Genomic DNA, 17,104 nt, shown 5'->3' with positions numbered 1-17,104 from the left:
TCCTTTGTAAGGTTGGACTGACTTAGGCGTCAGGCGTGGGGATTGTCGAAGACGGCTTCCACCGGCCGCTCGAACAGGGCGGCGATGCGATAGGCGAGGTCCAGGGACGGGTCGTGCTTCTCGGTCTCCAGAGCGTTGACCGCCTGACGAGAGACGCCGAGGGCCTGACCCAGCTGTTCCTGGGTCCACCCCTTCTCCGCGCGGAGGAGTTTCAGACGGTTCTTCATCAGTGCGAGGTCCGGACGAAGGGGGTGACCAGACCGAAACAGGCCCAGAACAGGGGGAAGATCATCCAGTTGGGGATATGCGGCGCGTTGGCGTAGCTCTCGCCGAAGCCCCAGAAGCTGGCGATGACCATGGCCATCCCGGCCGCGACGACGAAGCGCTTGGCCAGGATGGCGCGCATGAACTCGTCGGAATCGCGCATCAGGCTGAGGATCGACCAGATCCAGCCGACGATCGGGGCGGCGACGACCACGGCTAGCCCCCAGGCGGCGGGCTTGCCGATGATCTCGTCGAAGGCTCCAAAGATCGCCGCCACGTTTACGGCGATGTAGGGCACGGTGAAGGCCATGGTGCGGATGACGTATTTGCGGTCGGCGGGCGTGCCGTCTTTCCAGCGGGTCATGTCGTGCGTTCCTGACTAAATGTAAGGCCTACATGACACAGCCATCGTGTCAGGTCAACATGACTTTTGTCGGGTCATGCCGACGGTTTCTCCCGGAAATCGCCCCGCTTGGCCGCTCTCGCCGCCCGGCCTATCATCGCGCCATGCCCGCCGCCCCGCGCATATCCCCGGCCGAGATCTTCGCCCCCGAACAGTGGGCGCCGTTCCAGTCGCGCTCGGCGTGGAAGGGACCGCTCTTGGTCCTGCACTGCTGGGGCGTGATCGCGCTCAGCGTCGCCGCCGGCGTCTGGCAGCCGATCCTGATCCCGCTCTGCGTCATGATCGTCGGCACGCGCCAGCTGGGCCTCGCCATCCTGATGCACGAGGCGGCCCACGGCGCCCTGGCCAAGAACTTGAAGGTCAACGATGTCCTCGGCCACTGGCTCTGCGCCGTGCCCATCGGCGCATCGTTGAACGCCTACCGCCCCTACCACCTGTCGCATCACCGGTTCGCCCAGCAGGCGGAGGACCCCGACCTGGTCCTGTCGGCGCCCTTCCCGGTCTCCGGCGCCTCGCTTCGGCGCAAGATGATCCGCGACCTGACCGGCCAGACCTTCTTCAAGCAGCGGGTTCTGCTGCCGCTGGCGATCCTGCGAAAACGCGCACAGGACGGCGAGGCGCACGACTATGAGGCCATCGTCACTGGTCGTTCGGTCGCGCCCTTCCTCTTCGTCAATGCGGCGATGCTGGCGGGCTTCGTCGTCGCCGGGGTCTGGTGGGCGTATTTCGCCCTGTGGCTGCTGCCGATGGCGACATGGTTCCCCCTGGTGACGCGCCTGCGCAACATCGCCGAACACGCCTGCGTCGAAGGCTCGGCGACCGATCCCTTCCGCGCCGCCCGCACGACCCGGGCAAACTGGCTGGAGCGCGCCCTGATCGCCCCCTACTGGGTCAATTTCCACGCCGAACATCACCTGTTCATGCACGTCCCCTGCTGGAACCTGCCGCGCCTTCACCAGGCCGTGCGCGCCACCGAACCGGGCGGCCGGATGGAGGTCGCGCCGGGCTATGTCAGCGTCCTGAAACAGGCCAGCAGCGGAGCCAGAGCTTGACCGACGTCGCCGACATGGCCGCCGTCCTGTCCCGCGTCATGCGGGGCCGTGAGGGAACCTGCGCCACCTTCACCGTTCGGGGCGATCCGGGCCGCTGGGTTCAGTTCGTGGACGGCCAGGTCAACATGGCTTCCTTCGCCGTCAGTCCCCCGAAGGCGGTGGTGGAGGCCCTGGGGCCGGCGGCCATCGTCGCCTTCCAGCCGCGCAAATATCTGACCGTCAGACTGGTCGCGCAGGATCCGTACGAGGTGGCCGGCTGGATTCACGGCTACTTCCTCAAGGCCCTGGACGCTCCGGAAGGCTTCCTGTTCGACGCCGACATCGAGCAGCTCTGACCGCGTGACCATCAACGATCCCGAGGCCTTCATCCTGGCCAACACCCGGCTGCAGGCCGTGCCGCATGCGCCCGAGATTTCGCTGTGGCTGGCCGACGAGATCACCCCGATCTGGAAGCTGACGGAAGAGGAACTGGGCGAACTGGGCCTGCCGCCGCCCTTTTGGGCCTTCGCCTGGGCAGGCGGTCAGGGGCTGGCGCGCTGGGTGCTGGACAATCCGGGCGCCTTCGCCGGCAAGACGGTCGTCGATTTCGCCACCGGCTCGGGCCTGGTGGGCGTCGCGGCCATGAAGGCGGGCGCCGCCCGTGTCCTCTGCGCCGACATCGACCCCTTCTGCGAGACCGCCGTCCGGCTGAACGCGAAGGTCAACGGCGTGGCGCTCGACTTCACCGACGCCGACCTGGTGGACGCCCCGCCGCCCGAGGTCGATGTGATCTGCGCCGGCGACGTCCAGTACGAACAGCCGATGGCCGGCCGCGTCATGGCCTGGTTGCAGCAGGCGCGGCGACAGGGCTCTCGCGTTCTGATCGGCGACCCGCATCGCACCTATTTCCGTAGTGACGGCCTGATCCACCTGGCCGACTATCAGGTGCCGACGACGCGGGAGCTGGAGGATTTCGCCATCAAGCGCAGCTCGGTCTTTGAACTGGCCTAGATCCGACCCGTCGTGGGTCGCGTCGATCCGTGCTGAAAATATTCCTCAACCCTCCTTGCGCCGCGTGTCTCCGGCGCCCACCTCCGCGTCAGGCCTTTGACACGTCCATACCCACCACACGCGCCTTCGACGAGGGCCGCCCGATTTCGCATAATCTGGCACGTCTGAACCGCCAGACCTCGACAACCCATTGAATTATCTGGATTGGCACGTGGCACGTGGCACTCCGAATTCGGAAACAGTGCCAAATCCACTCGTTGTCGGCCTGCACTGTTTGCACTCCAAATTCGAAGAACAGTGCAAGCGCCAGCAGTCCGCCGCTGCGGCCACGCTTGGCCAAAAGCCCGTTCGGCCCCATCTTCCCGGTATGCGTACCGCCCTTCTCGCCTTCATCCTGACCACGGCGGCGGCGACCGGCGCCTCGGCCCAGGTCTATCAGCCCGGCCAGCCCTATATCGGCGACCCGATGGCCGACCGGCTGCGCGATCGGGTGGAGATGCAGCGCCTCCAATCCGAACAACAGGCCCAGTTCGCCCGCCAGCAGCAGCTCAACGCTCGCCTGACCGAGCGGGACATCCAGGCCCAGCGTCAGCCGGAGCCCTACATCCCCCTGGCCAACGTCCCGCCCTCGCCCGACGCCCAGCGCCGAGCGCGGGAGGCCGCCACCGCCCGGCGGGAGGCCACGGTCTCAGGCGTGACCCAGATCGACGACTGGCTGGGCCGCCAGCCGCGCTAGACGCATTGCATCCCTTCCCCTCCGCCTGCGTTCCGGCCTAGCTTGGCAGGGACAAACCGGGAGGCGGCGATGCGTTGGCAGGGCGGACAGCGAGGCGGCGGGATCGAGGATCGCCGCGGCATGGGCGGCGGGGCCGTCACCGGCGGCGGCATCGGCGTGCTGGTTCTGGCCGCCATCGGCTATTTCGTCTTCGGCATCGACCCCAACACGACCCAGCAGGTCGCCTCGACCTTCGGCCAGGCCGGCGCCTCCCAGGAAGGGCGTCAGGGCACGCCGGAGGATCAGGCCGGTCTCTTCGTCGACATCGTGGGCCGCAACATCAACGACGTCTGGGCGACCAAGCTCTCGGGCTACCGCCCGCCGGACAATATCGTCCTCTACGAACAGGGCACCTCCACGGGCTGCGGCTACGGTCAGGCGGCCATGGGGCCCTTCTATTGCCCGGCCGATCGGCAGGTCTATCTGGACCTCAGCTTCTGGCAGGAGATGGAGACCCAGCTGGGGGCCTCCGGCGCCGACTTCGCCCGCGCCTATGTCCTGGCCCATGAGATCGGCCACCACGTCCAGACCCTGACCGGCGCCTCGGATCAGGTGCGACAGGCCCAGCAACGCGCCTCGTCCGAGGGCGAGGCCAACCGTTACTCCGTCGCGCTGGAGCTTCAGGCCGACTGCTACGCCGGCGTCTGGGCCGCCAACGCCGCCGCCGTCTCGGGCGGAGAGGTCGCGGTCGAACAGGGCGACATCGACGAGGGTCTGCGCACCGCCTCGGCCATCGGCGACGACACCCTGCAACGCCGTTCGAGTGGTCAAGTCAGCCCCGAGAGCTTCACCCACGGCACCTCGGCCGAGCGTCAGGAGTGGCTGTTGCGCGGCTATCAGTCGGGCGATCCGGCCGTCTGCGATACTTTCCGAGGCCTTTAAAGACCGCAACACCGCTTGTTGCAGCGCAAACGGCGCGGCATGGTCGTTTCCGTGACCTCTCCCGCCACGCCCCTGCCCGACGCCGCCTCCCCCGCCGCCAGCCTGCGGGCGGCGAAGCGTATCGTCGTCAAGGTCGGGTCGTCTCTGGTCGTGGACCAGAAGGCGCCGGCGACCGTCTGGCTGGCCGGGCTCGCCGCCGATATCGCCGCCTTGAGGGCGCAGGGGCGGCAGGTCGTCGTCGTGTCCTCCGGCGCCGTCGCCCTCGGCCGGGGTCGCCTGGGCCTCGAAAGGAACGCTCGGCTGGACGAGAAACAGGCCGCCGCCGCCGTGGGCCAGTCCCTGTTGATGCAGGCCTGGGAAGCGGCCCTGGCCAGCGCCAGCCTGACGCCCGGACAGGTCCTCCTGACCCGCGACGACACCGAACGCCGTAGGCGGTGGCTCAACGGCAGGGCGACGCTGGAGGCCCTGCTGAAGCTCGGCGTCGTGCCCGTGGTCAACGAGAACGACACGGTCGCCACCGAGGAAATCCGCTACGGCGACAACGACCGGCTGGCGGCGCGGACGGCCCAGCTGGTGCGAGCCGACCTGCTGATCCTGCTGTCCGACGTCGATGGTCTGTATACGGCCGATCCGCGTCGCGATCCGGGGGCCGAGCATCTGCCGCTGATCGAAAGCCTGGGACCCGAGGTCCTGGCCATGGCCGGTGGAGCCAACGCCGACGCCAATGTCGGCACCGGCGGCATGGCAACCAAGCTGGAGGCGGCGCGGATCGCCCGCTCGGCCGGATGCGCCACCCTGATCGTCTCGGGGCTGGAGGCGCGACCGCTCAGCGCCGTGGCCGCAGGCGCCAGGGCGACCCTGATCACCGCCCCGGCCACGCCCTTGCAGGCCTACAAGTCGTGGATCGCCGGCAGTCTGGACCAGGCGGGCGCCCTGACCGTGGACGAGGGCGCGGCCGAGGCTCTGGCGGGGGGACGCAGCCTTCTGGCCTCCGGCGTCAAGGCGGTCGAGGGCCGGTTCGACCGAGGGGACGCCGTGCGGGTGGTCGGGACCGGCGGCACCGTTCTGGGCGTCGGTCTGGCCGCCTACGCCGCCGACGAGATGGAGAAGATCCGGGGCCGCCACTCGGGCGAGATCGAGGACCTGGTCGGCTACAAGGGACCGGGCGTGGCCATTCATCGCGACGACCTGGTGCTGCGCGGATGAGCGACCTGAACGCCCGGATGAAGGCGATGGGGCAACGGGCTCGCGCCGCCGCCGACGCCGTGCGGATGGCCCCGGCCGAGGTGCGATCGACGGCCCTGACGGCCATGGCGGCGGCGATCCGGGCCAAGGCGGACGTGATCCTCGAGGCCAATTCCCGCGACACCGACCGGGCCAGGGTGAACGGCATGGCCGATGCCCAGATCGACCGGCTGGCCCTGACGCCTGCCCGCATCGAGGCCATGGCGGCGGCGGTGGACGAGGTCGCGGCCTTCCCCGATCCCCTGGGCTCCGAGACCGCCCGCTGGACCCGGCCGAACGGGCTGGACTTCGCAAGGGTCCGCACCCCCATCGGGGTGCTGGCCATCATCTACGAGAGCCGGCCCAATGTGACGGCGGACGCGGCGGCCCTGTGCCTGAGGTCGGGGAATGTCGCCATTCTCCGATGCGGGTCGGACTGTCTGGACAGTTCGCTGGCCATCCATGCCGCCGTGGTCGAGGGGCTGAGGGCGGCGGGCCTGCCGGAGGACGCGGTGCAGTTGGTCGATACGCCGGACCGGGCGGCGGTCGGGGCCCTGCTGACCGGGTTGGACGGGACCATCGACCTCCTGATCCCGCGCGGCGGCAAGAGTCTGGTGGCGCGGGTGCAGGCCGAGGCGCGGGTGCCGGTGCTGGGGCATCTGGAGGGGATCAACCACACCTATCTGCACGCTTCCGCCGACGCCGGGATGGCGCGGGACGTGGTCGTGAACGCCAAGATGCGGCGGACCTCCGTGTGCGGATCGACCGAGACCCTCCTGGTGGATCGGGCTGGGGCCGAGCGGCTCTTGCCGATGGTGGCTGAGGGGTTGATCGCGACCGAATGCGAGCTGCGGGGCGATGCCGAGGCGAAGGCCTTGGTTCCGGCGATGGTCGCGGCGACCGACGAGGACTGGGGGCGGGAGTTCCTGGCGCCGATCCTGGCGGTCAGGGTGGTGGATGGGCTGGATGAGGCGGTGGTGCACATTCGCCGGTTCGGATCGGGGCACACGGACGCCATCGTGGCCGAGGACGAGGCGGCGGCGGCCGAGTTCCTGAACCGCGTCGACAGCGCCATCGTGCTGTGGAACGCATCGACCCAGTTCGCCGACGGCGGCGAGTTCGGCTTCGGGGGCGAGATCGGCATTTCGACGTCCAGGCTCCATGCGCGGGGGCCGGTCGGGGCGGAGCAGCTGACCAGCTACAAATACGTCGTGCGCGGGACGGGGCAGACCCGGCCGTAACAGGACCCTTCTCCCCTCGGGGAGAAGGTGGCTCGCGGAGCGAGACGGATGAGGGGGTTGTGTCTGCCCCCTCGCTCCAACCAGCAGATCCGCCGAGCCAGCCCCTTCATCCGAGCCCTTCGGGCCCACCTTCTCCCAAGGGGAGAAGGGCCGTCATCGTCCAATCGTCAGATTGAGCGGGCGGGAGGCGTGAAGGCGACCGACGCCGAGATCCAGCACCATGCGACGGCCGGCGAAAGCTTCCATGCCGACGAGGGCGGCGGGGAAGCCCGGCAGGGGGACGTCGGCGTAGATCGGAGTCTGAACGTCGCGCCACAGCCGGTCGCCGATGGTCAGGGTCCGGGAACGGACGATCTGGGAATCGATGGAGCCGCCCAGCACGATGCTGGCGCCGCGTTCGGACGGGCGGCCGTCGAGAAGGCCGGCGCCCTGCGCCGCCTCCTGCGACAGGGCCAGCAGGGCCGAGGCGCCGGTGTCGACCACGGCCTGAATGGTCGCGCCCTCGACGGTGACCTCGGTCATCAGGGCGCCGCGCGCCTTGGAGACGGGGATGGCGACGACGTCGGCGGGCAGGACATGGCCGTCGCGCGGCAGGAAGCGCATGCGGCGTTCCTCCGTGTCCAGCTCCAGCACCACCTCGCCCAGCAGGTCCTGACCCAGGATCAGGGGGGCGGCGAGCCCCTGTCCCTCCTCCGCCAGCGGACCGAGCGACAGGATGGCGGCGCGCAGGGCCTCGATCCGCAGACCGCCGACGGCGACGTCCAGCGTCACGCCCCGCCCCATCTGGGGCTCGCCGCCGACGCCGTAAGCCACCAGCGGAATGTCGAAGGCCTGGGTCAGGCCGAGACGCTGGAACAGGCCGCGATCGATGACCGAATACTGGGCGCCGGAATCGACCAGGGCGCGGACCGGCTGGCCGGCGACGGTGACGCGGACGGTCGGGACGACGGCGCGCGGCTCGTCATAGGGGAGCCAGCCGCTGGTGTTCTCGTGCCCGAAGGCGACGCCGGGATCGCGCCACAGCACATGGTCCCTCAGCCACCACGCCCCGCCCAGACCGGCGGCGACGAGGGCGACGCGGGTCAGAAGGGCGCGGCGGTTCATGCCCCTGACAGTGGGGATCGGATGGGGCGCTGTCGAGGCGCCAGACGCCGCAGTCTAGACTTCGAACTTCACGCCCTGCGCCAGCGGCAAGGCGGTGGAGAAGTTCACCGTCTGGGTCTGGCGGCGCATGTAGGATTTCCAGGCGTCGGAGCCGGATTCGCGGCCGCCGCCGGTGTCCTTCTCGCCGCCGAAGGCACCGCCGATCTCGGCGCCGGAGGGGCCGATGTTGACGTTGGCGATGCCGCAGTCCGAACCCCAGGCCGAAAGGAAGGCCTCGGCGTCGCGGACGCTGTCGGTGAAGACGCAGCTCGACAGACCCTGGGGGACGGCGTTTTGCATCGCCACCGCTTCGTCGAAGGTCTTCCAGGTCAGGACATAGAGGATGGGGGCGAAGGTCTCGTGCTGCACCACCGCGCTCTGGGTCGGCATGCGGACGATGGCGGGGCGGACATAGGATCCGTCACGCGTGCCGCCGACGACGATTTCGCCGCCCTGCTCCACCGCCTGAGACAAGGCAGTGTCGAAGCCCTTGGCGGCGTCCTCGTCGATCAGGGGGCCGACCAGCACGCCGTCCTGGCGCGGGTCGCCGATGGGGAGGTTGGCGTAGGCCTTCGCCAGGCGCTCGATCAGGGCCTCGGCGACGTCTTCGTGGACCAGGAGGCGACGGAGTGTCGTGCAGCGCTGGCCCGCCGTGCCGACGGCGGAGAAGGCGATGGCGCGGACGGCCATGTCCATGTCGGCGCTGGGGGTGACGATCATGGCGTTGTTGCCGCCGAGCTCCAGCAGGGAGCGGCCGAGACGTCCGGCGACGGTGGTGGCGACCGCCTTGCCCATGCGGGTGGAGCCGGTGGCGGAGACGAGGGCGACGCGGGGGTCGGCGGCGAGGGCCTCTCCGACCTCACGGCCGCCGACGAGAAGTTGGACGAGACCCTCGGGCGCATCGCCGAAGCGGGCCAGCGCACGCTGCATGACGGCGTGGGTGGCGATGGCGGTCTGGGGCGTCTTCTCCGACGGCTTCCAGATCACCGGATCGCCGCAGACCAGGGCGAGCGCGGCGTTCCAGGCCCAGACGGCGACGGGGAAGTTGAAGGCCGAGATGACGGCGACGGGACCCAGCGGCTGCCAGGTCTCGCGCATGTGGTGGCCGGGACGTTCCGAGGGCAGGGTCAGGCCGTAGAGCTGGCGCGACAGGCCCACGGCGAAGTCGCAGATGTCGATCATCTCCTGAACCTCGCCGAGGCCTTCCGAGACGATCTTGCCGGCCTCGAGCGTGACCAGCATGGCGAGGTCGTCCTTGGACGCGCGCAGCTCCTCGCCCAACAGACGGACCAGTTCGCCGCGACGGGGCGCGGGGATGCGGCGCCAGGCGTCGAAGGCCGTGGTCGCGGAGGCGAGGGCGGCCTGCGTCGTCGCGGCGTCGGCCGTGCGCACGGCGTCTCCGGTCGAGCCGTCGATGGGCGAGCGGGTCGGCAGGCCTGAGGGAGCGAAGGTCGTCTCCGGCACGCCGAGGCGGGTCAGGAGGGCGCGGGCGTCTTGGGATGCGGTCATGGAGCGCATCTATCGCCGTCTGTTCGAGACCGCATCCTTTCTTTCGTCATTCCGGGCGGAGCGCAGCGAAGACCCGGAACCCAGCGGCGCGCGAGAGCGCGAAACTGTCGCGCACACCGACGGTCGGCGCCGAGGAACCATCGCCTCCGCTTCGCTGCGGCGCCGCTGGGTCCCCCGGTCTCCGCTTCGCTTCGCCGGAGGATGACGAAAGGTCAAAAGCGAAAGGGCCGCTTCCTTTCGAAAGCGACCCTCAGCCACGCTGGTCGGGAGGTTACCAGCGGCCGTCGCGGTCGCGGCGGTCGTCACGCAGGTTGCGCTCGATGCGGTCGAGGCGTTGCTGCAGGTCGCGGCGTTCCCAGTTCGACAGGCCGTCGCGGCGGTAGCGCCACTCGACCCGCTGGTATTCCTCCAGCTGGTAGCGGAGGTTCTGGGCCTCGCGGCGGCTGATGCGGCCGTTGTAGGCGGCGCGTTCGATGCGCTGGGCCAGACGGGCCTGGTCGCCGTTCAGGCCGCCGCCGTTCCAGCCGCCGTTGTAGCCGCCGTTGTAGCCGCCGCCATGGCCGTATCCGGGACCGCCGCCCTGGCGGCCGTAGTCCTGGGCCAGGGTCGGGGTGGCGATCGCCACGGCCGAAGCGGCCAGCAGCGAAAGCAGGGCTTTCTTCGTCAGGGCGTTCGTCATTGTCTTCGTCCTCGTGTTTGCCCGGGGGTGGGCTGCGAGGAGAAGAAAAGCACCCTGAAGCTGACACAGGTCTGAGCCGCCTGTTGTGAAACAGACAGGTAGATGAACGGCCACGCTTCGGGCTCCGGCTGCACCGGATCGATGAAGGTTCAACGCGCCGCGACGGAATGTCCGTCGCGTCTTCATTCCTGCTTCACCCTTTCGCGAAACCGGGTGTCAACGGCGATGCGTGCAATGTGGATCGTTGAGTGAGGTCCATCATGGCGCGTGCGCAGTTTCAAAAAGGCCAGAAGGTCTGGGTCGAGTGCGTCGGCGCCTGGGCCCAGATCGAGAAGGTCCAGCCCGTCTGGGCCAAGGGCTTCGAGGAGCCGGTCAAGGTCACCTATGACGTCGGACTGGGGCGGGAGTTCCAGGCCAACGAGCTGATGCTGCCGGCCGAGGACGAGGCCAATTGCGGCGACATGGGCGACTGGCGGCTGCTGCGGGCCCGCAACAAGTGGCAGCAGGCCGAGGACGTGCCGCACCACCCCTTCCCCGGCACCTATCCCGTCGTGGTGACCGACCCGGCCGACTGGGGCGGGTGGCGCGTGCCGGGCGCGGAGTACGACCGCGACCCCGAACGGATCGAATATCAGGCCCGTCTGATCGCGGCGGCGCCCAAGCTGATGCAGCTGGCCCAGACCCTGGTCGAGGCGGTCGCCGAGAGCCCGGACGACGCCCCGCCGGAGACGCTGAACCTGGCCCGTCAGGCGCGCGACATCCTGAAGACGGTGACCGAAGTTCTGGCCCCCGCGCCCGAGGCCTGCGTGCCCGCATTCCGGCGCGCCGCAGCCTAGGGCCTGATCCGGAAAAGTGTCATGCGGTTTTCCGGTCGGATCAGGCCCCAGACATGAAAGAGGACCTCGATTCACGGCTTCTGCGAGATCGCGTAGCGATCTCTCCTCAGCCGATCGAGGGCCGTGAAGTTTCATTAACCAAACCTCGACAGGATTCCGCGACGCAGCTTAGATTCCGAGGCGTCGTCGAATCGCCCAGCGCCTGACCCTGCCGCCCCGGCCGGGACGCCGCGAGCATGTCCGGGAGAGAGATTTTGCGGGGCGCCGATCGCCGCATTCAGCAGCCTGGAAGGCGGTCGGGAGACCGGCCTGAAGGCTTGCCGACATGGGGCCGGGTTCTGCTGCTCGTCCTGACGCTGGGCCTGGCCATCTATGTCGTGATGTTCGCGCGCGAGAGCACCCGCCCGGCGCGCGAGGCGGCCGTACTGAGGGCCGAGGCGCTGAAGCGGGATTCCGATCTGGGCGCAGCGCAGCTGGATGCGAAACTGGCGCGGGCGCGGATGGGGCTGAGCGTCGCCGCCGAGGCCCTGCGCGCCAATCCCGGCCGGCCGCTGGACGCAATGGAGGCCGCGCGCGTCGTGGCGCCCGAGAGCGGCTTCGCCGTCGTCAACGCCGGGGGCGAGGCCAGCGCGGCGGCCGGCGCCGAGGCCGCCGCCTTCCGCCCTCTGTCCGCCGCCGTCTCGCCCGGCCCCCGCGCCTCGCACGACCGGACGGCGGTCCTGACCACCTCGGTCGAGGCCGAGGGCGTGGTCGCGCGCACCCCGACCGAGGGTCCCGTCGGGGCGCGGACCCTGGTGGTGTCGCCGACCGAGGGGGTGATCGCGGCGGGCGACGCCTCCTTGAACGACCGGCTGGGTCTGACGCTGGAGGCGATGACCGCCTCGGAGACGCCGTTGGAGGGTCAGCCCAAGTCCGGACAGGCGGTGGAGGCGACCGCGTCTCCCGTCGGCGATACGGGACTGAGCGTCGTCGCCTGGCGGCCGGACGTGAGCGGGGCCGCCGCCGTCATCAGCGACCTGTGGCTGCTGATCGCGCCGCTGGGACTGGGGGTGCTGGTGCTGGGCCTGGCCCTGTTGCAACGCTGGCGACAGTCGCGGGCGTCCAGGGCCTGGGCCGAGACCGAGCACCGGTTCCGCGTCGCCGTCGAGGCGGCGCGTTGCGGCGTCTGGGAATGGGACCTGAACGAGGGCGAGGTCACCGTCTCGGACTTCATGGCCGAACTGCTGGGTCTGCCTCAGGGCGGTCCCGTCCCCGCCGAGGCGGTGATGGAGAAGATCGCGCCCCGCTATCGAGAACTGGTCGAGCACGCCCTGCGTCAAGCCGCGACCTTCGGCGCCTTCGAGGTGACCTTCCCGGTGCCCATCCCGACCGGCGGGGCGCGCTGGATCGACGCGCGGGGCCAGGCGCGCGGGTCGCGGGGCGAGGAAGGGTTCTCGATGATCCTGGGCGTGGCCCTGGACATCACCGAGGCGCGCCGGGCCAAGGCCCAGGCCCAGTCGGCCGAGAACCGCCTGCGCGACGGGATCGAGAGCGTGTCGGACGCCTTCGTCCTGTTCGACAAGCACGGTCGCCTGATCCTGTGGAACCAGGCCTTCAAGGACGCCTTCGGCTTCGCCGACGAGGCGGTCCGCAAGGGTTCGATGAAGGACGAACTGAACCGCATCGCCGCCCTGGCCATCAAGGAGGAACGTCCCTCCGCCGAGGGTCGTGCGGGGGCCCGCGAGGTGGAGCTGTACGACGGGCGGGTGCTGCAACTGTCGGAACGTTTCACCGGCGACGGGGGGACCGTGGTCACCGCCGCCGACGTGACCGCCATCCGCCGTCAGGAGCTGGAGCGCCAGCGCGCCGCCGACAGTCTGCGGACCATGGTCGACCAGTTGGAGACCAGCCAGGAGAAGCTGAGCCTGCTCGCCCGCAAATACGAGGTCGCCATGACCCGGGCCGAGGCGGCGAACCAGGCCAAGTCCGAGTTCCTGGCCAACATGTCCCACGAGCTTCGGACCCCGCTGAACGCCATCAACGGCTTCTCGGAGATCATGGCCGGCGAGATGTTCGGGCCGCTGGGCGACAGCAAATACAAGGGCTATGCCGCCGACATCCTGAAGTCCGGCCAGCATCTGCTGAGCCTGATCAACGACATCCTCGACATGGCCAAGATCGAGGCGGGCAAGATGACCCTGCACTACGAGCCGGTGTCGCTGATCGAGATCTGCGAGGACGCGATCCGGCTGATGCGCGGCAAGGCGCAGGACTCGGGCCTGACCCTGACGCTGCAGGCGCCGGACCTGCCCGAGATCGACGCCGACTATCGCGGGCTGAAACAGGTGATGCTGAACCTGATCTCCAACGCGGTGAAATTCACGCCCGAGGGCGGGGAGATCACCGTGGGCCTGTCGCGTCTGGGGCCGGACCGGGTGCGGATCGCGGTGACGGACACCGGCATCGGCATCGCCGCCGAGGACCTGGCGCGTCTGGCCCAGCCGTTCGAACAGGTCGAGGGCCAGCATTCCAAGACGACGCAAGGGACGGGTCTGGGCCTGTCGCTGACCAAGGCGCTGATCGAACTGCACCAGGGCGAAATGCTGATGGAGTCCGAGCCCGGCGCCGGCACCACCGTCAGCTTCGACATCCCGATGAAACGGCCGGGCGCCCCGGCGGAGCAGGCCAAGGCCGCCTGATCAGGGCTCCACGGCCAGAAGCTCTTCCAGCAGGGCGGCGTAGTTCTGGTCCTGGCCGGCGGTGAACTCGGCCCAATGTCTCTGGGTGTTGGTCAGGATGTAGCGGTCGCCCTGCGAGGCCGTGCGGGCGTCCAGCGACAGTCGGGCCAGACGCTGGGACAGGTCGCGACGCTGATCCTGGGTGACCTTGACCGCCGCGACGGCCTGGCGGGCGTTGGACCAGGCGACGTCACCGTGGCGCATCCCCGGAGCCTGAAGAGCGCGGCGCGCGGCGGCCAGAGCCTGGGCGCCCGGCACGGCGCCCCACGCCTGACGCAGGGGCGCGAAGGCGGCCTCCAGCGCCGGATCGCCCAGGGTCTCGTTCAAGCCGAAACACCTCTGGAAGGCGAAGAGGGGAGAGGGCGTGTCGGGCGCGCAGTCGGGCCGGGTGGTCATGGCCGCCGCGACGATCCGCTCGGTCATCTGCCGGGGGAGGCTGGGCTCGCCCCCGCATTCGCCCCAGGAGGCGGTGCGACCCGCTTCATCCTGGACCACGCCGGACCAGTCGTGACAGACGGGCGGCGGCGGCGATCCCGCCGGCCTTTCCCTGACCACGGGCGCGCGGGGTGCGAAGACGGCGTCGGTGGCGATCGTGTCCCAGAGGTCGGGCGCCACCCTCACCGGATCGGACCGCCATTCCGGATACTGGACGATCAGATCGACCGCCCCGGTCGCGTCGCGACGCAGCTCCAGCCCCGGCACGCCCAGCATCATATAGGGATCGAACAGCAGGACGCGTCGGAAGGCGACGCCCGGCGGCTGGATCGGCGGGAAGCCCGCGCGGGTCAGGCGTTCCGCCTCAAAACGGCGCTGCATCTCCATGCCCGAGACGGTCGGCTGAACCGACTGGGCCGTCAGAGTCAGGATCAGGGAGAGCTCGGCGAACATGGACGAGGCGCCTCAACCGGTCACAGCCAGGGCGCGACGATCACGCCGATCATGACCAGGATAGCCACGGCCATCAGGCCGAGCCAGATCCATTCCTGAATGCGGAAACGCGGCATCGATCCCCCGGCGCTGCTTGCTAACCGCGAGCTTGTCCGACGATTTCAACCGCGACGCTAGACCCGAAGAGCGGGCGATCGCCTATTTCTGCGCGTCCCCGCTCGGACGGTGATCGCCGCCACCGCCCCCGCCGCCGCCTCGCTTGCTGTTGAGTATCCGGGAGAAGATGGCGCGCTCGGGGGGCGTCAAGGCGCCCAGGATGGTCAGGGCCTCGGCTTCCAGCCGTTCGCGACCGCTGCGTTCGGCCGCGCGGGATTGGCTCAGCAGTTCCGCTACGCGGGCCTGATCGTAAGGCTCGACGGCGGCGGCGGCGACAGCCTGACGGCGCAGTTCGCGGGCCTGCTGGAAGTCCGGACGGGCGGCGAGACCGGCCGCGCGCAGGGCCTGACGCACCCGGTCGCGCGTTTCCGGCGTCAGGCTCTCGAGCAGTTCGTGGGTCGAGGGACGTTGATCGTCCGGCCCCTTGCCGTCCATGCGCTGCTCGATCCGCTGTTGACCGCTGAGGGCGGTCCAGGCGGCGGTGGCGGCGAACAGGTTCACGGCCACCGAAACGGCCAGGGCGGCGCCCAGCACGATGATCAGGGTCCGCGACTTCATCCCAGGACCTCGGTCTCGTCGAAGCCGCCCAGCATGGCCTGCTCGACGGCGGCGTCGGCCTGGGTCTGGGTCGCCAGGTGGCTGCTCACGGTCGTGCCGACCATGACGCCGGCGCAGGCGGCGGCGGCCCAGCCGACCCCGCCGATCCACAGGAGCTTGCGAAGGGACGGCCAGGCGGCGCGCGCCCTCATCGTGGCCGAGGCCAGGACGCGGTCCCGAAGCGCCATGGAGACGGCCGGATTGACCGAGGCGAAGAGGGCGGCGTCGGTCTGGCGCGCGTCGAACAGGGCGCGTTCGGCCTCGATGGGGTTGGCGTCGGCGAAGGCGCGCGCGGCGTCGCGCTCACCCTCGGGCCAGCGGCGAAGGTCGCCGCCGAACGCATCAGCCAGTTCGCCGAAACGCGCGAGATCCATGCGTTCGGTGCTCATCCTCGTCCTCCTTCGGCCGCCGGCTCGGCGCCGGGGGCCAGATGCGCCAGGGTCTGGCGAAGGGTCCGGCGACCCCGCGACAGCAGACTTTCCAGCGCCTCGACACTGACCGACATGAGGCCGGCGGCCTCGATATTGGTCAGCTCCTGATAGTGACACAGCACAATGGCCTCGCGCTGTCTCTGCGGCAGAGCGGCCAGCGCCCTGTCCACCTGGGCGCCCAATTGGGCCGCCAGGATGCCTCGGTCCGGGGCCGGTCCCTCGTCGGGGCGGTCCGGAGAAATCTCGGTCGGAACCTCTCGACGCCGACGCAGGCGGTCATAGCAGAGGTTCAGCGCCACCCGGTGCAGCCAGGTGTCGAACTTGGCCTTTCCCGGCGCCCAGCGCGGGGCCTGTTTCCAGGCGCGCAACATGGCTTCCTGGGCCACGTCCTCGGCCTCGACAGGGTCGCCCAGCATCCGCTGGGCCAGGGCCAGCATGCGGGGGAGTTTCCGCGCCACCAGCGCCTGAACGGCCGCCGGGTCGCCGCGACCGACGCGGCGCACCAGATCTTCGTCGGGATCGACGACAGAGGCCAAGCGGTCCCTTTCCGGACGGTCCGCCTCGCGGGCGAACGGGCGGGACGGCCAAGTGAGTTCGACCGTCCCCACCCTCTTACTCCGAAGCCGGGGCCGAAGGCGACGGCTGACGCGCGGCGCGATGGGCCATGCGTTCGGCGCGACGCTCGCCGCGTTGCTCGCGCGCGGCCTGACGGGCGGCGGTGCGTTCCTCGGCGGTGATGAAACCGTCGCGGTTCGCATCGACCCGGTCGAACTGGGTCGTCAGACGCGTCTGGACGTCGGCGATGGTCACGACGCCGCCCTCGGCGCGCGGACCACGATGACCGCCCCAGCCGCCGCGATGACCGCGATTTCCGGCCCAGTGGGCGCGCGGACCGCGTTGACCCTGCATGCCGGCGCGACGGCCTTCACGCGGGCGGTCGGCGCGGGCTTCGCGCGGGGCGGTGAATTCCTCGCGGCTGATGGCGCCGTTACCATCCTTGTCCAGGCGGGCGAAGCGGTTGGCGACGCGTTCGGCGCGGCGGGCCTGACCGGCGGCGCGGCGTTCCTCGACGCTGATCTGGCCGTCGCGGTTCGTGTCCAGCGCGGTCAGGCGGGCGACGCGGGCGTCCACGAACTCGGCCCGGCTGACGCGGCCGTCACGGTCGGCGTCGGCCCGGGCGACACGCTGCTGGCCGGGTTGCGGCGCCTGTTGGGCCAGGGCGGACCCGGCGGTCAGAACGGCCAAGGCGGCGACGCCGGCGGCCAGAATGGTTTTCCTCATCTTCGTTCGTCTCCGAAAGCGACCGCGCATGCGGCC

General features: G+C 70.0%; 19 protein-coding genes. 9 read left to right on the top strand and 10 right to left on the bottom strand.

Annotated features, from left to right (window positions below; all coding sequences use genetic code 11):
• Nucleotides 1-29: 29 nt before the first annotated feature.
• Together ACETK8_RS05030 and ACETK8_RS05025 are read right to left on the bottom strand one after the other, a co-directional pair.
• Nucleotides 30-227 carry a helix-turn-helix transcriptional regulator gene (locus ACETK8_RS05030; RefSeq protein ID WP_374038423.1) on the bottom strand — a complete coding sequence of 66 codons (198 nt, stop codon included), beginning with the start codon at nt 225-227 and terminating at the stop codon, nt 30-32.
• Entirely contained in the window at nt 227-628 is a 402-nt protein-coding gene (locus ACETK8_RS05025) for a hypothetical protein (protein ID WP_374038422.1), read from the bottom strand. Before ACETK8_RS05025 ends, ACETK8_RS05030 begins: the two co-directional genes overlap by 1 nt.
• A gap of 143 nt (nt 629-771) precedes the next feature.
• Here ACETK8_RS05025 and ACETK8_RS05020 point away from each other — a divergent pair, with 143 nt between their 5' ends.
• The 7 genes from ACETK8_RS05020 (at nt 772) to ACETK8_RS04990 (ending at nt 6,831) form a co-directional block, all read left to right on the top strand.
• On the top strand, nt 772-1,719 hold the full coding sequence (locus tag ACETK8_RS05020; RefSeq protein ID WP_374038421.1) for a fatty acid desaturase family protein: 948 nt from the start codon (nt 772-774) through the stop codon (nt 1,717-1,719).
• On the top strand, nt 1,716-2,054 hold the full coding sequence (locus ACETK8_RS05015) for a hypothetical protein (RefSeq protein WP_374038420.1): 339 nt from the start codon (nt 1,716-1,718) through the stop codon (nt 2,052-2,054). The genes ACETK8_RS05020 and ACETK8_RS05015 overlap by 4 nt, the downstream gene beginning before the upstream one ends.
• Before the next feature lie 4 nt (nt 2,055-2,058).
• Nucleotides 2,059-2,709, top strand: a complete 651-nt coding sequence (locus ACETK8_RS05010; RefSeq protein ID WP_374038419.1) for a class I SAM-dependent methyltransferase — start codon at nt 2,059-2,061, stop codon at nt 2,707-2,709.
• Nucleotides 2,710-3,076: 367 nt separating this feature from the next.
• Complete coding sequence (locus tag ACETK8_RS05005) at nt 3,077-3,445, top strand: hypothetical protein (RefSeq protein WP_374038418.1); 369 nt, start codon at nt 3,077-3,079, stop codon at nt 3,443-3,445.
• A 69-nt stretch (nt 3,446-3,514) separates the two neighbouring features.
• The gene (gene ypfJ / locus ACETK8_RS05000) at nt 3,515-4,366 is read left to right on the top strand and encodes a KPN_02809 family neutral zinc metallopeptidase (protein WP_374038417.1); all 852 of its coding nucleotides are present in this window, start codon (nt 3,515-3,517) and stop codon (nt 4,364-4,366) included.
• 51 nt (nt 4,367-4,417) lie between these two features.
• The gene (proB, locus tag ACETK8_RS04995) at nt 4,418-5,572 is read left to right on the top strand and encodes a glutamate 5-kinase (RefSeq protein WP_374038416.1); all 1,155 of its coding nucleotides are present in this window, start codon (nt 4,418-4,420) and stop codon (nt 5,570-5,572) included.
• Entirely contained in the window at nt 5,569-6,831 is a 1,263-nt protein-coding gene (locus tag ACETK8_RS04990) for a glutamate-5-semialdehyde dehydrogenase (protein WP_374038415.1), read from the top strand. Before proB ends, ACETK8_RS04990 begins: the two co-directional genes overlap by 4 nt.
• Before the next feature lie 153 nt (nt 6,832-6,984).
• On the opposite strand, the gene ACETK8_RS04985 is transcribed toward ACETK8_RS04990, so the two are convergent.
• The 3 genes from ACETK8_RS04985 to ACETK8_RS04975 form a co-directional block, all read right to left on the bottom strand.
• Entirely contained in the window at nt 6,985-7,935 is a 951-nt protein-coding gene (locus tag ACETK8_RS04985) for a retropepsin-like aspartic protease (protein WP_374038414.1), read from the bottom strand.
• Nucleotides 7,936-7,989: 54 nt separating this feature from the next.
• Nucleotides 7,990-9,483 (bottom strand): aldehyde dehydrogenase family protein, encoded by a 1,494-nt coding sequence (locus tag ACETK8_RS04980; RefSeq protein ID WP_374038413.1) that lies wholly within the window; start codon nt 9,481-9,483, stop codon nt 7,990-7,992.
• A gap of 271 nt (nt 9,484-9,754) precedes the next feature.
• Complete coding sequence (locus ACETK8_RS04975; RefSeq protein ID WP_374038412.1) at nt 9,755-10,162, bottom strand: hypothetical protein; 408 nt, start codon at nt 10,160-10,162, stop codon at nt 9,755-9,757.
• 260 nt (nt 10,163-10,422) lie between these two features.
• Here ACETK8_RS04975 and ACETK8_RS04970 point away from each other — a divergent pair, with 260 nt between their 5' ends.
• Nucleotides 10,423-10,998, top strand: a complete 576-nt coding sequence (locus ACETK8_RS04970; RefSeq protein WP_374038411.1) for a hypothetical protein — start codon at nt 10,423-10,425, stop codon at nt 10,996-10,998.
• A gap of 317 nt (nt 10,999-11,315) precedes the next feature.
• Complete coding sequence (locus tag ACETK8_RS04965) at nt 11,316-13,676, top strand: PAS domain-containing sensor histidine kinase (RefSeq protein WP_374038410.1); 2,361 nt, start codon at nt 11,316-11,318, stop codon at nt 13,674-13,676.
• On the opposite strand, the gene ACETK8_RS04960 is transcribed toward ACETK8_RS04965, so the two are convergent.
• From ACETK8_RS04960 to ACETK8_RS04940, 5 genes are all read right to left on the bottom strand, one after another.
• A complete protein-coding gene (locus ACETK8_RS04960; protein ID WP_374038409.1) occupies nt 13,677-14,603 on the bottom strand; it encodes a hypothetical protein in 927 nt (308 codons plus the stop codon). It lies immediately after the preceding gene.
• A gap of 198 nt (nt 14,604-14,801) precedes the next feature.
• On the bottom strand, nt 14,802-15,317 hold the full coding sequence (locus tag ACETK8_RS04955; RefSeq protein WP_374038408.1) for a periplasmic heavy metal sensor: 516 nt from the start codon (nt 15,315-15,317) through the stop codon (nt 14,802-14,804).
• The gene (locus tag ACETK8_RS04950) at nt 15,314-15,745 is read right to left on the bottom strand and encodes a hypothetical protein (protein WP_374038407.1); all 432 of its coding nucleotides are present in this window, start codon (nt 15,743-15,745) and stop codon (nt 15,314-15,316) included. Before ACETK8_RS04950 ends, ACETK8_RS04955 begins: the two co-directional genes overlap by 4 nt.
• A complete protein-coding gene (locus tag ACETK8_RS04945; RefSeq protein ID WP_374038406.1) occupies nt 15,742-16,323 on the bottom strand; it encodes an RNA polymerase sigma factor in 582 nt (193 codons plus the stop codon). The genes ACETK8_RS04950 and ACETK8_RS04945 overlap by 4 nt, the downstream gene beginning before the upstream one ends.
• Nucleotides 16,324-16,399: 76 nt before the next feature.
• Complete coding sequence (locus ACETK8_RS04940; protein ID WP_374038405.1) at nt 16,400-17,068, bottom strand: EF-hand domain-containing protein; 669 nt, start codon at nt 17,066-17,068, stop codon at nt 16,400-16,402.
• Nucleotides 17,069-17,104 lie beyond the last annotated feature (36 nt).

The organism is Brevundimonas staleyi, from assembly GCF_041893865.1.
Taxonomy (GTDB): domain Bacteria; phylum Pseudomonadota; class Alphaproteobacteria; order Caulobacterales; family Caulobacteraceae; genus Brevundimonas; species Brevundimonas staleyi.
This window is presented reverse-complemented; position numbering and strand designations above follow the sequence as displayed.

What these genes read in the sequence shown, in the direction of transcription:
- ACETK8_RS04980 (WP_374038413.1), bottom strand. Translation starts at nt 9,483, where the DNA reads ATGACCGCATCCCAAGACGCCCGCGCCCTCCTGACCCGCCTCGGCGTG.
- ACETK8_RS04960 (WP_374038409.1), bottom strand. Translation starts at nt 14,603, where the DNA reads ATGTTCGCCGAGCTCTCCCTGATCCTGACTCTGACGGCCCAGTCGGTT.
- ACETK8_RS04955 (WP_374038408.1), bottom strand. Translation starts at nt 15,317, where the DNA reads ATGAAGTCGCGGACCCTGATCATCGTGCTGGGCGCCGCCCTGGCCGTT.
- ACETK8_RS04975 (WP_374038412.1), bottom strand. Translation starts at nt 10,162, where the DNA reads ATGACGAACGCCCTGACGAAGAAAGCCCTGCTTTCGCTGCTGGCCGCT.
- ACETK8_RS04985 (WP_374038414.1), bottom strand. Translation starts at nt 7,935, where the DNA reads ATGAACCGCCGCGCCCTTCTGACCCGCGTCGCCCTCGTCGCCGCCGGT.
- ACETK8_RS04970 (WP_374038411.1), top strand. Translation starts at nt 10,423, where the DNA reads ATGGCGCGTGCGCAGTTTCAAAAAGGCCAGAAGGTCTGGGTCGAGTGC.
- ACETK8_RS05030 (WP_374038423.1), bottom strand. Translation starts at nt 227, where the DNA reads ATGAAGAACCGTCTGAAACTCCTCCGCGCGGAGAAGGGGTGGACCCAG.
- ACETK8_RS05020 (WP_374038421.1), top strand. Translation starts at nt 772, where the DNA reads ATGCCCGCCGCCCCGCGCATATCCCCGGCCGAGATCTTCGCCCCCGAA.
- ypfJ (WP_374038417.1), top strand. Translation starts at nt 3,515, where the DNA reads ATGCGTTGGCAGGGCGGACAGCGAGGCGGCGGGATCGAGGATCGCCGC.
- ACETK8_RS04950 (WP_374038407.1), bottom strand. Translation starts at nt 15,745, where the DNA reads ATGAGCACCGAACGCATGGATCTCGCGCGTTTCGGCGAACTGGCTGAT.
- ACETK8_RS04940 (WP_374038405.1), bottom strand. Translation starts at nt 17,068, where the DNA reads ATGAGGAAAACCATTCTGGCCGCCGGCGTCGCCGCCTTGGCCGTTCTG.
- ACETK8_RS05025 (WP_374038422.1), bottom strand. Translation starts at nt 628, where the DNA reads ATGACCCGCTGGAAAGACGGCACGCCCGCCGACCGCAAATACGTCATC.
- ACETK8_RS04990 (WP_374038415.1), top strand. Translation starts at nt 5,569, where the DNA reads ATGAGCGACCTGAACGCCCGGATGAAGGCGATGGGGCAACGGGCTCGC.
- ACETK8_RS05005 (WP_374038418.1), top strand. Translation starts at nt 3,077, where the DNA reads ATGCGTACCGCCCTTCTCGCCTTCATCCTGACCACGGCGGCGGCGACC.